Here is a 16507-nt window from a genome sequence, read left to right on the forward strand (position 1 = left end):
GGAGGACCCGGAAACGGCCGTGTCCGTCATCGCCCCGCTGGAGTGGTTGGGCATCACCGCCTTCGGAGACAGCGCCGTCATGCTGCGTGCGCGCATCAAGACCGTGCCCGGCAAGCAATGGGCCATCGGGCGTGCCTACAATGGGTACCTCAAGACGGTCTTCGACGAACGCAAAATCGAGATCCCGTTCCCACAGCAAACTATCTGGCTCGGTGAAGCCAAGGATGGCAGCACCCAGAAGTTCATGATTGAAGATGTGTCCAAAGGGGCCAATATAGGGGCCGAAAGCTAAGACCTGGGAAATGTATTGCTATACAGCTTGTCCGAATGGCGGCCTTTCTCGCAGCAGAATAGCAACTGTTGTCGCGGCGTTGCCGCGATATATTCTCGGCGTGCGCACTTAGCGAAAATCCAACAGGTCCGGTTCGGGCTCGGAAGAGACATCTGATCATTTCTGTCGGATGTCCGCTTGGCGCTGCTGGGCCGCACTAGGACGTGCCCTCCTCCAAACGATATAGGCCATGAACATCTTGAAAGCGGAGTTATGGCACTAGCCCTAGCTGACGAGCGATCGTCGCTGCATCGTAGTAGTCTCTACCTTCGACCACTTTTCCATCCTTGACCCGCATCACACTGCAATAACGTGTCTCTTGCCGCCTACCACTCGGCTCAAACGTCCCGAGCGAGGATTCAAGCGGTCCGGTATGGGTGCCGCGATTGACAAACTCGACCACTGCGCGGTCCCCATCTACGACTACATTTGTGACCTTTACCTCGCCATCGGGAAACGCTCGTCGCCAGCGCTCGTAATCCATTCTGTATCCCTCAGGTCCGATCTGGCTCTCGCCTCTGGCAACGTCCTCGAACTGGCAGTCATCCGCAATTACAGCAACGCCGCGTTCGGGATCGCGCAAGTCCCAGGATTCGTGGAATTGTCGGACGATTTTTTCAGTGGGATGCATTGCCAGTACCCTTTTGAATCTGTGTTGTCTGTGAGCAACTATCAGTTTTCGTCAGTCCAATGGAAAGTCTCAATCGGGCTCGGAGCAGCACAGAGCGAAACTCGCCCAAAGTCTGCAAGGCGGGACTAAACTGCCGTTGCTTCGGCATTCAGAAAGACATAGCCCTGCCTCTGGAAGCAAATAAAGCGATGAGCCGCCCATGTACGTTCCTCCGCACTTTGAAGAGGTGAGTGAAGATGCAATATCCGCGATCCTTGATGATGCGCCACTTGCATGTATCGTTGCTCAAACCAGTCGTGGCCTCATTGCCAACCACTTGCCGCTTCTGAGGTCGTCGCAAGGCCACCTGATAGGCCACATCGCCCTGGCAAACGAAATGCATAATTTGGTTCCCTAAGGGCAAGAGGTACTTGCGATCTTTCGGCGCGATGACGCCTATGTTTCCCCAAATTTCTACCCGACCAAGAAGGAACATCATCGTCATGTGCCGACTTGGAATTATGAGGTTGTTCACGTCTATGGCGAGATCACTTTTCAGCATGACAGCCATTCGAAACGTGCGGCTGTTGGACTATTGACCCGCCATCACGAACGGCGACTGAATGGCCGCAACGCATGGCGAATGGCGGACGCACCTACTGACTACATGGAAAAGATGCTGGACGGTATTGTCGCGTTCCGGTTGACGACAGCCAAAGTCGTTGCAAAGGCAAAGTTGAGCCAGAACAGAGAGCTTCGCGATTACCTTGGCGCTGTCGATGGCCTCAAAGCTTCCGGCCATGCTGATATGGCAGAAAGGATGAAATCCCGCCTAAACGGTAATCGTTGAACGTCCACCTCGGGCTGCAGGAGACATCCGAGGCTTTTCGTCAGATGACTGCTCTGCGCCTAAAACCGGTCATCGACGGTCGTCGCGGCGCGGTTTTCTGCCGAAAAGTCTGCTTTCGGTGGTAGCGGACGTCCGTCACATCGAGCTGGATGTCCGAGAAGCGGAGAGACCGAACATAAAGTGCCTCGCCAAACCTCAGTCGGCGAGAGTGGCCAGAAACGCAATGACAGCTGCGCGATCGGCGTCACTCTCCAAACCCATCATGATCTTCGACGTGCCAGGCAGGAATTGATAGGGGCTGTAGAGGTAATGGTTGAGGGTCTCGGCGTCCCAGATCAATTCAGCCTCACGCAGATAGCTCGAATATTCGAAAGTCGGATCGGATGCAGCAGCTTTTCCGAATATGCCCCACAGATTCGGACCGTTGTCTCCTGCCTGCCGGACGCTTGACGGCTTGCCATGACAGATTTCGCAACCAGTGGCGATGACTTGGCCGCGCTCAACGTCCGCTTCCGAAAGACTTGAGGCGATCGAAGGGGCCAATACCTGTACAGGCGCGCCAGCTGCTATGAGACGCTCGGCAACTTGCTCGTGACCACCACGCAGAGCCTGATGCAAAGGCGTTGCAATATATCGATCATAGCTCTTTGGATCTGCGCCAGCGTCTAACAACGCCTCGACGACATCGAGATAGCCAAAGCGAGAAGCGTGATGCAGTGCGGTGCCTGTTTGGTAGAGGCCGTCGGGCACGGTAAAGAATATTGTTGGATCAGCGCCACGGGCCAAAAGCTCTTCGACAACTTCGATCTTTCCGAATTTCGCGGCGACAAACAGAGGCGTTACGCCTGGATCGCTGGTCATGTTGGTGCTGCGGATTTCCAAGGGCACGCCTTTGTCCAGTTCAGCCAAAACTCCTTCTAGGTTTCCGCGTTTAGCATGGACGTGGATGATTTCGGCCGACGTTGGCTGCACAAGGAAAGCCAGCGTCGCAAACATAAAGGCGAAAGCGGTTTGTTGAACCATCCTAGAGACCTCTCGAAAATGGTAACGCATTCAAGCAGATCAACGCAAATTCTTATGCTCAAGAAAATCTCAGAAACGAACCAAACGTCCGTTTCGGGCTCTGATCGGCCGTTCGCTGCGTTGTGTTTAAATGACTGCTCTCACTGCACTAGCAGCCCTTCCGCCAAGCGATTAAGAGCTCAGCACCAATGTGATTTCCGCCGTACACGCACTTCCCTGTTCGCCCGCTTCCCTTCCCTGTTCTTCCGATTTCTTTCCCTGATAAGGCGAATTAATTCCCTGTTAAATTGATAACAGGGAAACGCCTGTAACTCTTTGTAATCGCTCCTCTAATAGGCGCCAATGTTCCCCAAATCCGTCGAGTCCGGCCCAAATTCGCAAAATTTCCCTGTATTTTCCCTGTTAACAGGGAATTTCTGGCCGAGACTGGATGGCTCAGGACTACGTGCACAGCCAGGCAGGCATCCGCTCCGAGACATTTCTGGGTACCACACAACTTCTCCCGACATTCCGGGGGCTTAGGGGCGCGGCAGTGTTTTCTGTGCGTCTCCGGGAGCCGATTTCCGGCGGCAGAATGGCCCCAGTCTCTGTTCCGCTTTGTTCCGGTAGCAGGTTTGAATGTCGCGCTGGTCTGGGTCAGCGCAGCGAGTCGAAGACCTGGCGCTGGGCATCCCAGTTGGACGGGATGCCTTGCTTGATCAGCAGGTCCGAGGTGAGGGCCGCGGGCTGCCGACCGTCGAGGATCTCAGCAGTGAGGTCGGGTGCGAGGAACGCGAGGTCGACGAGTTGCATGACGCGCCGCTTCGACGTCCCGGCCCGATCGGCGACCTCGCCGAAGCTGGCACCTGCGCGGAGTTGTGTAAACCAGGCGTGTGCCAATGCGACATTCCGGATCAGCTTGTCGTCGTGTCGGGAGGAGGGATTGTCGATGATGAGCTTCGTTTCCACCCCGCGCCGTCGCTGGCGGAACGGTATTTGAAGAATGAGGGCTTCGGGATCGATGTGAGCGCGATCGACGCCAGCCCAATCACTGATCGCGTCGGCATCCACAGAGAGCGTTACCTGACCCTGTGCGAGCTCAATCCGCTGAACCAGATCGAGCAGGGCCCGTTGGTCCGAAGCGATTACTCCATCCTCGCGCGGGGCATGCGTCATTGCTACGCTGTCTTGCTCACGTCTCAGTTCTGCCCTCCACCTGGGGTCGCTGAGGCGGTCCCTGACCTTTTCGGCGACGAGCTCTTCGAGCTGAGCGGCGGGCAAGCTCCAACCGTTTGACGGTTTTTCTCCAGACGTCCGGATCGGCCGCTTCGAGACGTAGTATCTGAGCCTCTTGCCCGAAGACGTCTTCGTATGGCTGGGCGTAAGCCGGTCCCCGGTCTCATCGAAGGTCTTTCCGGCCAGTGGCGAGGTCACTGCATGACGCCGATCAATCCCACCCCGTCCACTGCGCCTCCGTGCTGCTTTGTCCTTGAGCTGGCGTTGAACAGCGTCCCATGTTTCGGGATCGATGATCGGCGGATGCTGTCCGTCGTAGACCCGCGTCCGGTGTCTGATCCGTCCGGCATAGACCGGGTTGGTCAGGATGTGATGGATATGGCCCCGGTCGAAGAGGCCGCCGCCGCTGCGCCGACCATTTGGTGCGACCCGTTGTCGTGTCCTGAGCCGAAGCCGTTCCGCTTCGTCTCGGACGGCCCTGACGGTACCAAGGTCCTGGTAGCGAGCGTACAGTGTTCGGATTGTCTCGGCTTCATCCTCGCGTACTTTCAGGGTTCGACCATCAGGCTCGTAGCCCATGGGCACATTGCCGCCCATCCAGAGCCCCTTCTTCTTCGAGGCGGCAATCTTGTCCCTGATCCGTTCGGCGGTGACCTCACGTTCGAACTGGGCGAAGCTCAGGAGCATGTTGAGCGTCAAACGCCCCATGCTGGTGGCGGTATTGAAGGACTGGGTGACCGAGACAAAAGACGCACCGGCGGTGTCGAGCCGGTCGACGATCCTGGCGAAGTCCGCGAGAGACCGGGTGAGCCTGTCGATCTTATAGACAACGATCCGGTCGACCCGACCTTCGTCGACCTCGGTCAGCAACCTCTGCAGGGCAGGGCGGTCGAGAGTGCCGCCCGAGAGCCCACCATCATCGTAGGGCTCGTCAAGAAGCACCCAACCCTCTGCCTTCTGGCTGAGGACATAGGCTGCGCAAGCCTCGCGCTGCGCATGGAGCGAGTTGAACTCCTGCTCCAGACCGTCCTCGGAACTCTTTCGCGTGTAGATGGCGCAGCGGATCTTTTGCATCAGCTGGCCCTGCGCTCTGTCTTCAATCCGAAGAACCGCGGCCCCGACCAGTTCGTCCCGGTGATCCGCCGGGCGATGGCGGTGAGGGAGGCGAAGTCACGGCCATCAAAGCGGAAGCCGTCGGGCGTGACCTCGACATGGTAGACCCGGCCGTTCCACTCGCGGGCGAGCATACTGCCGGGCGAGAGCGTTGGCGAAGAGCTACTGACTCGCCCACCTCCGAGATCAATACTCCGCAGGCGCCGCTTCAATGGGGCTGGAAAGCCGCCTGCACCCTCGCATTGCTGATGCCAGGCCAGGGCCTTCGCCATCAACCTGCGGGACAGGTATTTGTCCGGCGCGGTTCCAAAAGCCGCCCTCCAGGCCTCGCGTAGACTCTGCAGGTCTTGTTGATCCGTTTTGGTGTCCGTCATGTCGGCACTCTCCCTTCTCCTATGCCGAAGGCGGCGACGCGACGCGCGCGGCCGCTACTGGCGCAACCCCGGACAGGCCGGGGCGTGAGAACGGGGCAGGTCAGGGACGCTCGGACGGGGCCGGAAGTCCAGTCGGATCGGTGACGAAATGCGTCCGCCCGGGAAGGCCCGTGGGGTCGGATGTCTGCTTAGCGCGGAGTAAAGGACATCTGAGTAAATCGGTCAGATGACGGCTCAGAGCCCAAAGCGTAAGCGCTCCGGTGCGAAGTTTCGCAGATGCGATAATTCAATCGATCAAGACGACGGATGGCCGAACTGGGGCTCAAGGATATTCAGAGCCCTTCTGAGAATGCTGCGCATCTCTCAATGATTATCGTCAAAGACGGGAAGTTGCCGGTCAAGACAGCGCGCAAATTTGAATAGAGATGTTCTGCGACCGCCCTCGCAAACTTCGCTAGCCATGACGATGCAACGCGGATCAAGGGCCGCCCGTCCGCACTTCCCTGCAAAGAAGCTCCCAAAGTAACGGATACGATCGGAACGCACGCCACCACAAGTCATGGCAATTGCATAGCACTCAAACTATTGCGGACACAGCTCGTAGATCCTTTGAGATCCGGATTAGCCCCGACAAATATGGACGTCCTTTATTAAGCCCACTCACGGAGGCGCCGATCAGCCCCGTCGGAATGGTGCTGGCCGCCTCGAGCGCAGCGGCCGTCGGAACGCCAACCTCTTCGACCATGACCCGAATTGCCGTGGTCAGATCGAGGTCGGCGCCGGCCAGCGTTCCGTTCTCGAGCGTCAGTCTCCCGGCCTCGCGGAATATCCGGCGCCCGCCCAATTCGAAGGACGTGCGATCGGTCCCGGCAATGGCCATGGCATCGCTGACAAGGAATATCCGGCCCGGACCGGTCTTGGCGGCCCAAGCGGTTCGCATCGCTTCGGGATGCACGTGGATGGTATCAGCTATCAGGCCCGCGTGGGCCGAGCCATGCGCAAGCGCCGCACCCACCAGCCCCGGCTCACGGTTGCCAAGCTGGCTCATCGCGTTGAACAGATGCGTGACGCAGCGCGCGCCCGCGGCGAAATAGCGGCTACAGGTGTCGAAATTGGCATCGGTGTGTCCCAGCGAGACCAGCACTCCGGCCCGTGCCAGTGCCGCGACCTGGTCTTCCGTGACGTTTTCGGGGGCGACCGTCACCTTGAGAACAGGCAGCCTCCGCGCCGCGTCCAGCAGCATGTCCAGATCGCTCCGCTCCATCGGGCGGATCAGCGCCGGATCATGCGCGCCCTTGCGCGCAATCGACAGGTGCGGCCCTTCGAGGTGCAGCCCTGCGATCCCCTGCACTCCGCTGCGCACGGCGCCGATGGCGGCCTCGATCGCGGCGCGCGATTTCTCGGCGGTGTCGGTTATCAGAGTGGGCAGCAGTGTCCTGACCCCAAGACGCCGATGCGCGCCGGCAATCCTGGCGAGCGTCTGCGGTGATGGATCGTCGTTGAACATGATGCCGTCGCCGCCGTTCACCTGAAGGTCGACGTAGCCGGGGCTCAGGATGTCCCCGGCCAGATCGACCACCTTGCCATCGCTGGCGACCTCGGCCTCCGGGCCAAGCGCCGCGAGACGCCCGTTCTCGAAGCGGGCGGCATGGCCGTCCCGAAGGCCGTGGCCATCGAAGATCCGTCCGTTGCGGAAAGTGATTGCAGCCTGTGTCATAACGTTTCGGTCACCTTGTTGAGGTGGCGCGGGACGTCCGGGTTGATGCCGCGGCGCACGGCAACCGATTCGACCATCGCGTAGAAGGACGTGATGGCGGCGACCGGATCGGTCAGCCAGTGTCCGGTCCGGATCTGCGGCAGCCCGATCGCCTCGGTCGCGCCATTCGCCAGCGTGAAAACCCGCGCGCCCTTCCGGGCCAGCGCGTCCGACGTCTGCGCCACGCTTTCCTCCGCGGCATCTCCCGCGGCAAAGGCAATAACCGGAAAGCTCTGCCCGACGATCGAGACGGGACCGTGAAGCACTTCGGCGGAGGAGTAGCTTTCTGCATGGATCATGCAGGTTTCCTTGAACTTTAGCGCAGCCTCGTTCGAGATCGCCCAGGACGGCCCGCGTCCAAGCGTGAAAAGCGACGTCCCATCGATGGCATCCGCAGCCGCGGACCAGTCGCAGCGCGTGGCAGCCAGCAGGTGTTCGGGCAAGGCGCGGATGGCCGCGATGAGCGCGTCGTCGCGCTTGATCTCGGCGATGAGCCAAAGCCCCGCGACCAGCGAGGTCACGAAGGTCTTCGTCGCGGCCACGCTCAGTTCGGGTCCGGCGTGGATCGGCAGCGTGGTGTCCGCGGCAATCGCAAGCCGCGAGGTGTAGTTGTTGGTGATCGCCACCGTCAGCGCCCCCCCCGCGCGAAGGCTTTCGGTCATGCGCACGATGTCCGGGCTCTGCCCCGATTGGGAGATCGAGATGCATAGCGCGTCGGGCGCAATCAGGTCGACCCCGTAGATCGAGCTCACCGAGGGTCCGACGGACGCCATTGGGCGCCTGAGGATCAGCTCGCTGGCGTACTTGAGGAAGGTGCAAGCATGGTCCGACGATCCCCGGGCGACGGAAATCAGGAAACGCGGATCGAATTCGCGCGCCCTCGCAGCGGCCACGGCGATCGCCGGCTCGCCCTGCGACAGAAGCCGTTCGACAGCGGCCGGGATCTCGAGGACCTCCTCGCGCATCTGTGTGGTCTTGGTGGGCATCTCGGATAGCCTTTCTGTGTCAGAGCTGCAGGTCGGCCACGAAGTCGTAGGCGTCACCGCGGTAGAGCGAGCGGGTGAGTTCCGCGACGCGTCCGCTTTCAAGGTAGGAAATTCGCTCGATGCTCAGCCCCGCGGCCCCCTCGACCACGCCGAGAAGTTCCGCCTCGCGGGCTTCGATGTTGACGGCCGAGATCCTCTGGACGGCCCGGACCGGGCGCAGTCCACGGGCGGCCAGCACCTCGTAGAGCGACGTCTTGATCTCCAGCGGGTTCGGCAGGATATCCAGCGGCAGCGACGCACGCTCGAGCGCCATGGGGCGGCCGCCGGCCTCTCGCAGGCGGTAGATGCGTGCGACCTCGTCTCCCTCGGCAAGATCGAGCGTGCGGGCCTCCTTCTCGGTCGGTGCGAATACGCCGCGCTCCAGCCACTTCGACCTCGTCTCCATGCCGCGCCGGGCCATGTCCTCGGTAAAAGACGTCAGTTGCGTAAGTGATTGCTCCATTCGGGCGACGGCATCGCGGACGAAGGTTCCCGAGCCCTGGCGCTGCTCGACCAGCCCGTCGCGGACCAGTTCGTGGATCGCCTTGCGCACGGTGACGCGGGAAAGCTTGGTTATACCGGCCAGCTCGCGTTCCGGCGGGAGCGAGGAATTCGGCGGCAGGACCCCGGAGCCGATGCCCTCTTCCAGCCGCCGTTTCAGCTGCACGTACCGTGGGCCTCCGCTCTCGGAAAGCCACCCGTTGGGTCGGAGAAACTCGACTGCGCTCAAGGGGTGATCTCCTGTGCAAGGTCCTGCGCAAGCGCAATTGCGCCCTCGAGGGGTTGGCCCTCAGGCTCGGCCAGACCGGCGCGCAGGTCATCCGGAAGATAGGAAAGGTAATGCGGGCCGATGCCGCCGGTGAGGCAAACCGCCTGTCCCGGCCGCCAACCGAGCACATGCAGCGCACGGGCGATTTCTCCGCCCCCCATGCGCATGATCGCGATGCCGATGGCGTCTCCCTGGCCCGCGGACTCGGTCACGAGAGGCGCAAGCGCGCCCAATTCCGACGGCTGCGCCGACCCCGCGAACCGAACGATACCAGCAGTGCCGCCGAACCTTTCGGCCAGCCGATCGCTTAGCGGAGTCGGGCGCTGCCGCCCGTCGAGGGCCTCGAGCGTCAGGGAAAGTGCGCGGCGACCGACCCACTGGGCCGAGGCCTCGTCCCCGAGAACCGGCCCCCAGCCGCCCGCAAGACGCACATTGTCGCCAATCTGCACGGCGTAGAACGAACCGGTGCCGCAGTGGCCGATCGCGCCGTCGCGGCGACCGAGGACGCCGCGCACGGCTGCGACCCGATCATCCTCGATTCGCACATGCCGGAACGGCAACGCGCCGCGGAGCCGGTTGGCGATTTCCGGTCCGGTCACACCGGCAAGTCCGACGAATGCGGGCGCCGCCGACAGCGCCTCGACCGTGCACCCCGTGCCTGCCGCAAGTGCCTCCAGTCCTTCCGCAATCTGGTGGACCGCCTGGTCGAAATCGGTCGAGAGGTTGGCGGATCCGGTCTCGACGGCGATGACGTCATCGCCCCTGGAAGCCGCGATACGGCAACGCGTTCCGCCGCCGTCTATGGCAAGGACAAGTGTATGGAGATGCTTGTTCATAGTAATACCTTTATAGTACCTTTGTGAGAAATGGAAGTACTAAATAAAACCAATAAATCGAATTATCGCATATTTAGGGAGAATCTCGAACCTTCAATAAAAATCTGGACAATAGGTATTAGAAAGGTATTATACTAATCATAATTGGGGGGATTCGCATGACCACATCAGGGACAGAAGCGCTGCACGTATCGGCGAAGGGGCTCGACGAACGCCCGGCGGCCGATGTCGCGGCGATCCTGGCGGAGAGCCAGATCGCGGCAGCGGCCTCGGTCCGCGATGCCGCGCCGGCGATCGCGCGGGCCGCCGAGGCAATGGCGGCAACGATCCGAAGCGGCGGCGTGCTCCACTATGCCGCCGCCGGGTCGTCGGGGCTGATGGCCGCCGCGGATGCTCAGGAGCTGGGCGGTACCTTCTCAATCCTGCCCGCACAGATCCGTATCCATATGGCCGGGGGGCTGCCGACCGGTGTCGAAATGCCCGGCGGGACCGAAGACGACACTGCCAGCCTTGACGCCGCGCTGACCGGCCTGTCCCCGCATGACACGGTCATCGCGGTCTCGGCCAGCGGAACCACGCCCTTCACGCTCGCCGCCGCGCGGATCGCAAGCGCTTCCGGAGCGACCGTCGTCGCGATCGCCAACAATCCTGGGACGGCGCTTCTGGACGCCGCAGACCACCCCATCTGCATCGCCACGCCGCCCGAAGTCCTCTCCGGCTCCACCCGGATGGGAGCGGGAACGGCGCAGAAGATCGCGCTCAACATGCTGTCCACGCTGATGGCGGTCCGGCTCGGTCACGTCCACGATGGAATGATGGTTAACCTGCACGCCGACAACATCAAGCTTCGCGCTCGGGCGGTCGCCATCGTGTGCGAGGTTGCCGGCGTTGACGCGGACACGGCCGCGTCGGCGCTCGAGGCCTGTGGAGGCAGGGTGAAACCGGCCGTCCTGATCGCCGCGAAAGGCATGCCGGCAAGCCGGGCCAACGAAATTCTTCGAGAAACCGAAGGAAACCTTCGCGCCGCCCTGGCGCGGAACACCTGACACTTGATTCAACTGGGAGGTCAAACATGACACGCAACACTCTGAAACTCGCGCTCGTGACAACGGCGCTCGTGGCGACGGGCGCGCAGGCGCAGGACGTCACGCTGACGATCGAAAGCTGGCGCAACGACGACCTGACGCTCTGGCAGGACAAGATCATTCCGGCCTTCGAGGCGCAAAACCCCGGCATAAAGGTCCAGTTCACGCCGTCGGCCCCGGCCGAGTACAACGCGGTGCTGAACTCCAAGCTCGACGCCGGTTCGGCGGGCGACCTCATCACCTGCCGTCCCTTCGACGCCTCGCTGGCGCTCTACCAGGCGGGCCACCTGACCGACCTGAGCGGCCTCGACGCGATGACGAACTTCTCTGACGTCGCCAAGTCCGCATGGCAGACCGACGACGGCTCGGCCACCTTCTGCGTCCCTATGGCCGCCGTCATCCACGGCTTCATCTACAACAAGGATGCCTTCGCCGAGCTTGGCCTCGACGTTCCGACGACAGAGGACGAGTTCTTCGCCGCACTCGACAAGATCAAGGAAGACGGCACGTACATCCCGATGGCCATGGGCACCAACGACCAGTGGGAAGCGGCCACCATGGGCTACAACAACATCGGCCCGAACTACTGGAACGGCGAGGAAGGCCGCCAGGCGCTAATCGCGGGCACGCAGAAGCTGACCGACCCGCAGTGGGTCGCGCCATACGCGACGCTCGCGCGCTGGGGCGCGTACCTGGGCGACGGCTACGAGGCGCAGACCTATCCCGACAGCCAGAACATCTTCACGCTGGGCCGCGCCGCGATCTATCCCGCCGGGTCGTGGGAGGTCTCGGGCTTCAACGCGCTGGCAGATTTCGAAATGGGCGCCTTCAAGCCGCCGGTCAAGAATGCGGGCGACACCTGCTATATCTCGGATCACACCGACATCGGGATCGGCATGAACGCCAAGACCGCCAACCCCGAGGCAGCACAGACCTTCCTGGCCTGGGTCGCCAGTCCCGAGTTCGCCGAGATCTTCGCCAACGCGCTGCCCGGCTTCTTCCCGCTGTCCTCGGCCCCGGTCGAGATCGCCGATCCGCTGGCCGCCGAGTTCGTTAGCTGGCGCGGGGAATGCGAAAGCACCATCCGCTCGACCTACCAGGTCCTTTCGCGCGGCACGCCTAACCTCGAAAACGAGACCTGGGGCGCTTCCGTCGCGGCGATCAAGGGCACATCCACGCCAGAGGAACTTGGCCAGAAGCTCCAGGAAGGCCTGGCAAGCTGGTACGCCCCGCAGCAGTAACCTCCCGCTGCTGCACATTCGTCCCGGGCGCATCGCGCCCGGGACATGTCCCCTGATCCGGAGAGAGCCATGAACCTCGCCCGCGTCCGCTGGCACATTCTCGTGTTCCTTGCGCCAGCCGTCACCGTCTACACCGCCGTGATGATTTTCCCGCTCTTCAATACGCTTCGCCTCGCGCTCTACAGCCGGGTCGACCAGGAGCGCGTCTTCGTGGGCTTCGACAACTTCCGCACGCTGTTCTTCGACCCGATCTGGGCCGAGCAGTTCTGGAACGCGCTCGGCAACAACTTCTGGTTCTTCCTGATCCACATGCTGGTGCAGAACCCGATCGGTGTGGCACTGGCAGCCCTTCTCAGCCATCCGCGCCTGCGGTTCGCGGCGCTCTACCGCTCCGCGATCTTCCTCCCGACGATCCTCAGCTTCGTGATCGTGGGCTTCGCCTGGAAACTGATCCTCTCGCCGATCTGGGGCATCGCGCCCTCGATGCTGGACGCCATCGGCTTGAAGGCGCTCTACGCGCCCTGGCTGGGCAAGGAGGAGTACGCGCTCACGACGCTGGCGCTGGTCTCGGTCTGGCAGTTCGTCGGCATCCCGATGATGCTGATCTACGCCGCGCTGCTGACCATCCCCGAGGAAATCCTCGAAGCCGGCGAAGTCGACGGCATCACCGGCATGGCCGCTTTCTGGAAGATCAAGCTTCCGCTCATCCTGCCCTCGATCGGGATCATCTCGATCCTCACCTTCGTCGGCAACTTCAACGCCTTCGACCTGATCTATGCCGCCCAGGGCGCGCTGGCGGGGCCGGATTTCTCGACCGACATCCTGGGCACTTTCATGTATCGCACGTTCTTCGGCTTCCAACTCCAGCTCGGCGACCCGCACATGGGCTCGGCCATCGCGGGGGCGATGTTCGCGATCATCCTGATCGGTGTCTGCATCTATCTCTTCGGCATCCAGACCCGGATGCGCCGCTACCAGCTCTGAGGACGGACCGATGAACAAGGCACGCTCGAACCCGCTCAATGCCGCGATGATGCACGGGGCGCTGATCTTCTACACGCTGATCGCCCTCTTCCCGGTCTTCATCATCCTGATCAACAGCTTCAAGGATCGCCGGTCGATCTTCCGCGAGCCGCTGGCGCTGCCCGACGCCACCAGCTTCTCGACGATCGGCTACGAGACGGTGATGAAGCAGGGGGATTTCTTCCTCTACTTCCAGAACTCGATGATCGTCACGGTCGCCTCGCTGTTCTTCGTGCTGCTCTTCGGCGCCATGGCGGCCTATGCGCTCAGCGAATACCGGTTCCGGGGTAACCTGCTGATGGGGCTCTACCTCGCGCTCGGGATCATGATCCCGATCCGGATCGGCACCGTCGCGATCCTCGAGATGATGGTGGCGACCGGGCTGGTCAATACGCTCTGGGCGCTGATCCTGGTCTACACGGCGCAAGGCTTGCCGCTGGCGGTCTTCATCCTGTCCGAGTTCATGCGCCAGGTCTCGGACGACCTGAAGAACGCGGGACGGATCGACGGGCTGAGCGAGTACACGATCTTCTTCCGCCTCGTGTTGCCGCTGGTGCGGCCCGTGATGGCGACGGTCGCGGTGTTCAACATGATCCCGATTTGGAACGACCTCTGGTTCCCGCTGATCCTCGCGCCCGCGGAGCAGACCAAGACGCTCACGCTCGGCAGCCAGGTCTTCATCGGGCAGTTCGTGACCGACTGGAACGCGGTTCTCTCCGCGCTCTCCATGGCGATCCTGCCAGTGCTGATCCTCTACGTGATCTTCTCGCGCCAGCTGATCCGCGGCCTTACCTCGGGAGCGGTCAAATGATCCGCGTGTTGATCGCAGGCCTGGGCAACATGGGGCTCAGCCACGCGCTCGCCCACCATGCCCATCCTGAAGCCGAGATCGTCGGGCTGGTCAATCGCTCGCCGGTGGAGCTTCCCGAGGCGTTGGCCGGCTACCCCCGCTTCGCCACTTTCGAAGAGGGAATGGCCACCGTTCCCGACCTGGTCGTGATCGCCACTTACTCGGACAGCCACGCGGACTACGCCTGCGCGGCGATGGAGGCCGGGGCCCATGTCTTCGTCGAGAAGCCGCTGGCCACGACCGTTGCCGACGCCCGCCGCGTGGTGGCGACGGCCGAACGCACCGGCCGCAAGCTGGTGGTAGGCTACATCCTGCGTCACCACCCCTCGTGGATACGGCTGATCGAGGAGGCGCGCGCGCTCGGCGGTCCCTTCGTCTTTCGGCTGAACCTGAACCAGCAGTCCTCGGGGGCCGAGTGGGAGACGCACAAGGCGCTCATGCAGACGACCTCGCCCATCGTCGACTGCGGTGTCCATTACGTCGACGTCATGTGCCAGATCACCGATGCCGCACCGGTCCGGGTGCACGGCATGGGCCTGCGGCTGACCGACGAAATCGCGCCCGACATGTACAATTATGGCCAGTTCCAGGTAATGTTCGCCGACGGCTCGGTCGGCTGGTACGAGGCCGGATGGGGGCCGATGATGTCGGAAACCGCCTTCTTCGTGAAGGACATCGTCAGCCCGAACGGCTCGGTCTCGATCACCGAAGGCAACACGGGCGCCTCGTCCGACATCGACGGACATACGAAAGTTGGCGGCATCCTGGTCCATACACCTCGGGGCGACCGCAGGATCAAAATGCCGGACGAACCTGGCCATCAGGCGCTCTGCGACGCCGAACAGGCCTTCGTGCTGCGCGCGATCGCCGAAGACATCGACCTTCGCCGCCACATGAGCGACGCGATCAGCTCGCTCGCGATCTGTCTCGCGGCCGACGAAAGTATCCGCACCAGCCAGTCCGTTTCACTGAAGGAGACCCAGCAATGACCGCCCTGACCCTGAAAAACGTGAACAAGTCCTTCGGTGACGTGCATGTTCTCAAGGACATCAACCTGGAAGTCGAGGATGGTGAATTCGTCGTCTTCGTCGGCCCCTCCGGCTGCGGCAAGTCCACGCTCCTGCGCGTGATCGCCGGGCTCGAGGACGCGACCTCTGGCGAGATCCGGATCGGCGGCGACGTGATCAACCTGACCCCGCCCTCGAAGCGCGGCATCGCCATGGTGTTCCAAAGCTATGCGCTCTACCCCCACTTGAACGTTCGCGGCAACATGACCCTCGCGCTCAAGCAAGAGGGCCAGCCCAAGGCGGTGATCGAGGAGCGGGTTCAGAAAGCCTCGAAGATGCTCAACCTCGACCCCTACCTCGAGCGCCACCCGTCCGAGCTCTCCGGCGGTCAACGCCAGCGCGTCGCCATCGGACGCGCCATTGTGCGCGAGCCCAAGCTCTTTCTCTTCGACGAACCGCTCTCCAACCTCGATGCCGCGCTCCGCATGAACACCCGGATCGAGATTGCGAACCTCCACCGCCAGCTCGGGGCATCGATGATCTACGTTACCCACGACCAGACCGAGGCGATGACGCTCGCCGACAAGATCGTCGTCCTGCGCGACGGACGGGTCGAGCAGATCGGCAGCCCGATGGACCTCTACAACAACCCCGCGAACCAGTTCGTGGCCGGATTCCTCGGCTCGCCTTCGATGAACTTCTTCCCGGCGGGACTGATCCACGAAGGCGACCCCCGCACCATGGGCGTCCGACCCGAGGATCTCTTCATATCCGGCGACGGCCCGCTTTCGGCCCGTGTCAGCCATGTCGAGAAACTCGGCGGCGATACCAACGTGATCGCGCATGTGAACGACCACCAGATCACCGCGCGGCTGTTTGGCCAGCACACGGTCGAAGAGGGACAGGAGCTGCGCTTCGGCTTCAAGCCGCAGAGCGCCTACCACTTCGATGACGCAGGCTTACGACTTTTCTGAAAGCAGAGCTAGCAACGCGATGCGTCCGGTCTCTTGGCACTGGCCGACATGGCCCAATGGACGCAAGCGACTGCGGGTGACTGGTGATGTTTGGTCGGCTCGGATACTGGTCGCGAGCCCTGGCGAGCTCGAGGTCGAAGACCCAATTAGGATGTGAGTTCCCAACTGAAATCTCTTGAGGCCGCACACAATTGCCGACCTCATTTTTGCCACTCGGCGCTGTCTGAAAAATCCAGCGAAGGTCGGCTTGATCAGCATGTGAGACATCCGACATAGGCACAGCGAAAAGCCGGTTTGGCTTTTAGGAGTTTGTGGCCGCATCGAAAGAGCGCATTGGTGAAATAGTGCCGCATCCCCGCGAACGGCCCAACGAACTGAAAGCTTCGGGCCATCATGGTTCGCTGCAACTGCATCCGGCAGCTTCG

At 62.0% G+C, this 16507-nt stretch carries 15 protein-coding genes and 1 pseudogene; 8 read left to right on the forward strand and 8 right to left on the reverse strand.

Features of this window, described 5'->3' with window-relative positions; all coding sequences use genetic code 11:
• Positions 1-292, forward strand: a pseudogene (locus tag ACKLNI_RS04015) (mechanosensitive ion channel domain-containing protein); the annotation flags it as partial.
• Between the two features lie 250 nt (positions 293-542).
• Here ACKLNI_RS04015 and ACKLNI_RS04020 read toward each other — a convergent pair.
• A complete protein-coding gene (locus ACKLNI_RS04020) occupies positions 543-962 on the reverse strand; it encodes an ester cyclase (RefSeq protein ID WP_413717736.1) in 420 nt (139 codons plus the stop codon).
• Between the two features lie 415 nt (positions 963-1377).
• On the opposite strand from ACKLNI_RS04020, the gene ACKLNI_RS04025 reads away from it, so the two are divergent.
• Entirely contained in the window at positions 1378-1791 is a 414-nt protein-coding gene (locus ACKLNI_RS04025; protein ID WP_488199638.1) for an FMN-binding negative transcriptional regulator, read from the forward strand.
• 195 nt (positions 1792-1986) lie between these two features.
• Here ACKLNI_RS04025 and ACKLNI_RS04030 read toward each other — a convergent pair whose 3' ends face one another.
• The 7 genes from ACKLNI_RS04030 to ACKLNI_RS04060 form a co-directional block, all read right to left on the reverse strand.
• Complete coding sequence (locus tag ACKLNI_RS04030) at positions 1987-2814, reverse strand: ankyrin repeat domain-containing protein (RefSeq protein WP_413717737.1); 828 nt, start codon at positions 2812-2814, stop codon at positions 1987-1989.
• A 636-nt stretch (positions 2815-3450) separates the two neighbouring features.
• A complete protein-coding gene (locus tag ACKLNI_RS04035; RefSeq protein WP_413717738.1) occupies positions 3451-5103 on the reverse strand; it encodes a recombinase family protein in 1653 nt (550 codons plus the stop codon).
• Positions 5103-5516, reverse strand: coding sequence for a DUF2924 domain-containing protein (locus tag ACKLNI_RS04040; protein WP_413717739.1), 414 nt, complete (start codon positions 5514-5516; stop codon positions 5103-5105). Before ACKLNI_RS04040 ends, ACKLNI_RS04035 begins: the two co-directional genes overlap by 1 nt.
• 577 nt (positions 5517-6093) lie before the next feature.
• The gene (nagA, locus tag ACKLNI_RS04045) at positions 6094-7233 is read right to left on the reverse strand and encodes an N-acetylglucosamine-6-phosphate deacetylase (protein WP_413717740.1); all 1140 of its coding nucleotides are present in this window, start codon (positions 7231-7233) and stop codon (positions 6094-6096) included.
• Entirely contained in the window at positions 7230-8258 is a 1029-nt protein-coding gene (locus ACKLNI_RS04050; RefSeq protein ID WP_413717741.1) for an SIS domain-containing protein, read from the reverse strand. Before ACKLNI_RS04050 ends, nagA begins: the two co-directional genes overlap by 4 nt.
• A 19-nt stretch (positions 8259-8277) precedes the next feature.
• The gene (locus tag ACKLNI_RS04055) at positions 8278-9027 is read right to left on the reverse strand and encodes a GntR family transcriptional regulator (protein ID WP_413717742.1); all 750 of its coding nucleotides are present in this window, start codon (positions 9025-9027) and stop codon (positions 8278-8280) included.
• Positions 9024-9902 (reverse strand): glucosamine kinase nucleotide-binding domain-containing protein, encoded by an 879-nt coding sequence (locus ACKLNI_RS04060; RefSeq protein WP_413717743.1) that lies wholly within the window; start codon positions 9900-9902, stop codon positions 9024-9026. Before ACKLNI_RS04060 ends, ACKLNI_RS04055 begins: the two co-directional genes overlap by 4 nt.
• A 158-nt stretch (positions 9903-10060) precedes the next feature.
• Between ACKLNI_RS04060 and ACKLNI_RS04065 the strand changes: the two genes are divergently transcribed.
• The 6 genes from ACKLNI_RS04065 to ACKLNI_RS04090 all read left to right on the forward strand — a co-directional run bounded on the left by ACKLNI_RS04065 (position 10061) and on the right by ACKLNI_RS04090 (position 16082).
• Positions 10061-10948: an N-acetylmuramic acid 6-phosphate etherase gene (locus ACKLNI_RS04065; RefSeq protein ID WP_413717744.1), complete on the forward strand. Its 888-nt coding sequence runs from the start codon at positions 10061-10063 to the stop codon at positions 10946-10948.
• A gap of 26 nt (positions 10949-10974) precedes the next feature.
• A complete protein-coding gene (locus ACKLNI_RS04070) occupies positions 10975-12228 on the forward strand; it encodes an ABC transporter substrate-binding protein (protein ID WP_413717745.1) in 1254 nt (417 codons plus the stop codon).
• A gap of 69 nt (positions 12229-12297) precedes the next feature.
• The gene (locus ACKLNI_RS04075; RefSeq protein WP_413717746.1) at positions 12298-13212 is read left to right on the forward strand and encodes a carbohydrate ABC transporter permease; all 915 of its coding nucleotides are present in this window, start codon (positions 12298-12300) and stop codon (positions 13210-13212) included.
• 10 nt (positions 13213-13222) lie between these two features.
• Positions 13223-14062, forward strand: a complete 840-nt coding sequence (locus ACKLNI_RS04080; RefSeq protein ID WP_413717747.1) for a carbohydrate ABC transporter permease — start codon at positions 13223-13225, stop codon at positions 14060-14062.
• Positions 14059-15090 (forward strand): Gfo/Idh/MocA family protein, encoded by a 1032-nt coding sequence (locus ACKLNI_RS04085; RefSeq protein ID WP_413717748.1) that lies wholly within the window; start codon positions 14059-14061, stop codon positions 15088-15090. Before ACKLNI_RS04080 ends, ACKLNI_RS04085 begins: the two co-directional genes overlap by 4 nt.
• A complete protein-coding gene (locus tag ACKLNI_RS04090) occupies positions 15087-16082 on the forward strand; it encodes an ABC transporter ATP-binding protein (protein WP_413717750.1) in 996 nt (331 codons plus the stop codon). The genes ACKLNI_RS04085 and ACKLNI_RS04090 overlap by 4 nt, the downstream gene beginning before the upstream one ends.
• Positions 16083-16507 lie beyond the last annotated feature (425 nt).

Source organism: Silicimonas lutimaris (genome assembly GCF_047314965.1).
In the GTDB taxonomy this organism is placed as follows: Bacteria; Pseudomonadota; Alphaproteobacteria; order Rhodobacterales; family Rhodobacteraceae; genus JAVJUV01.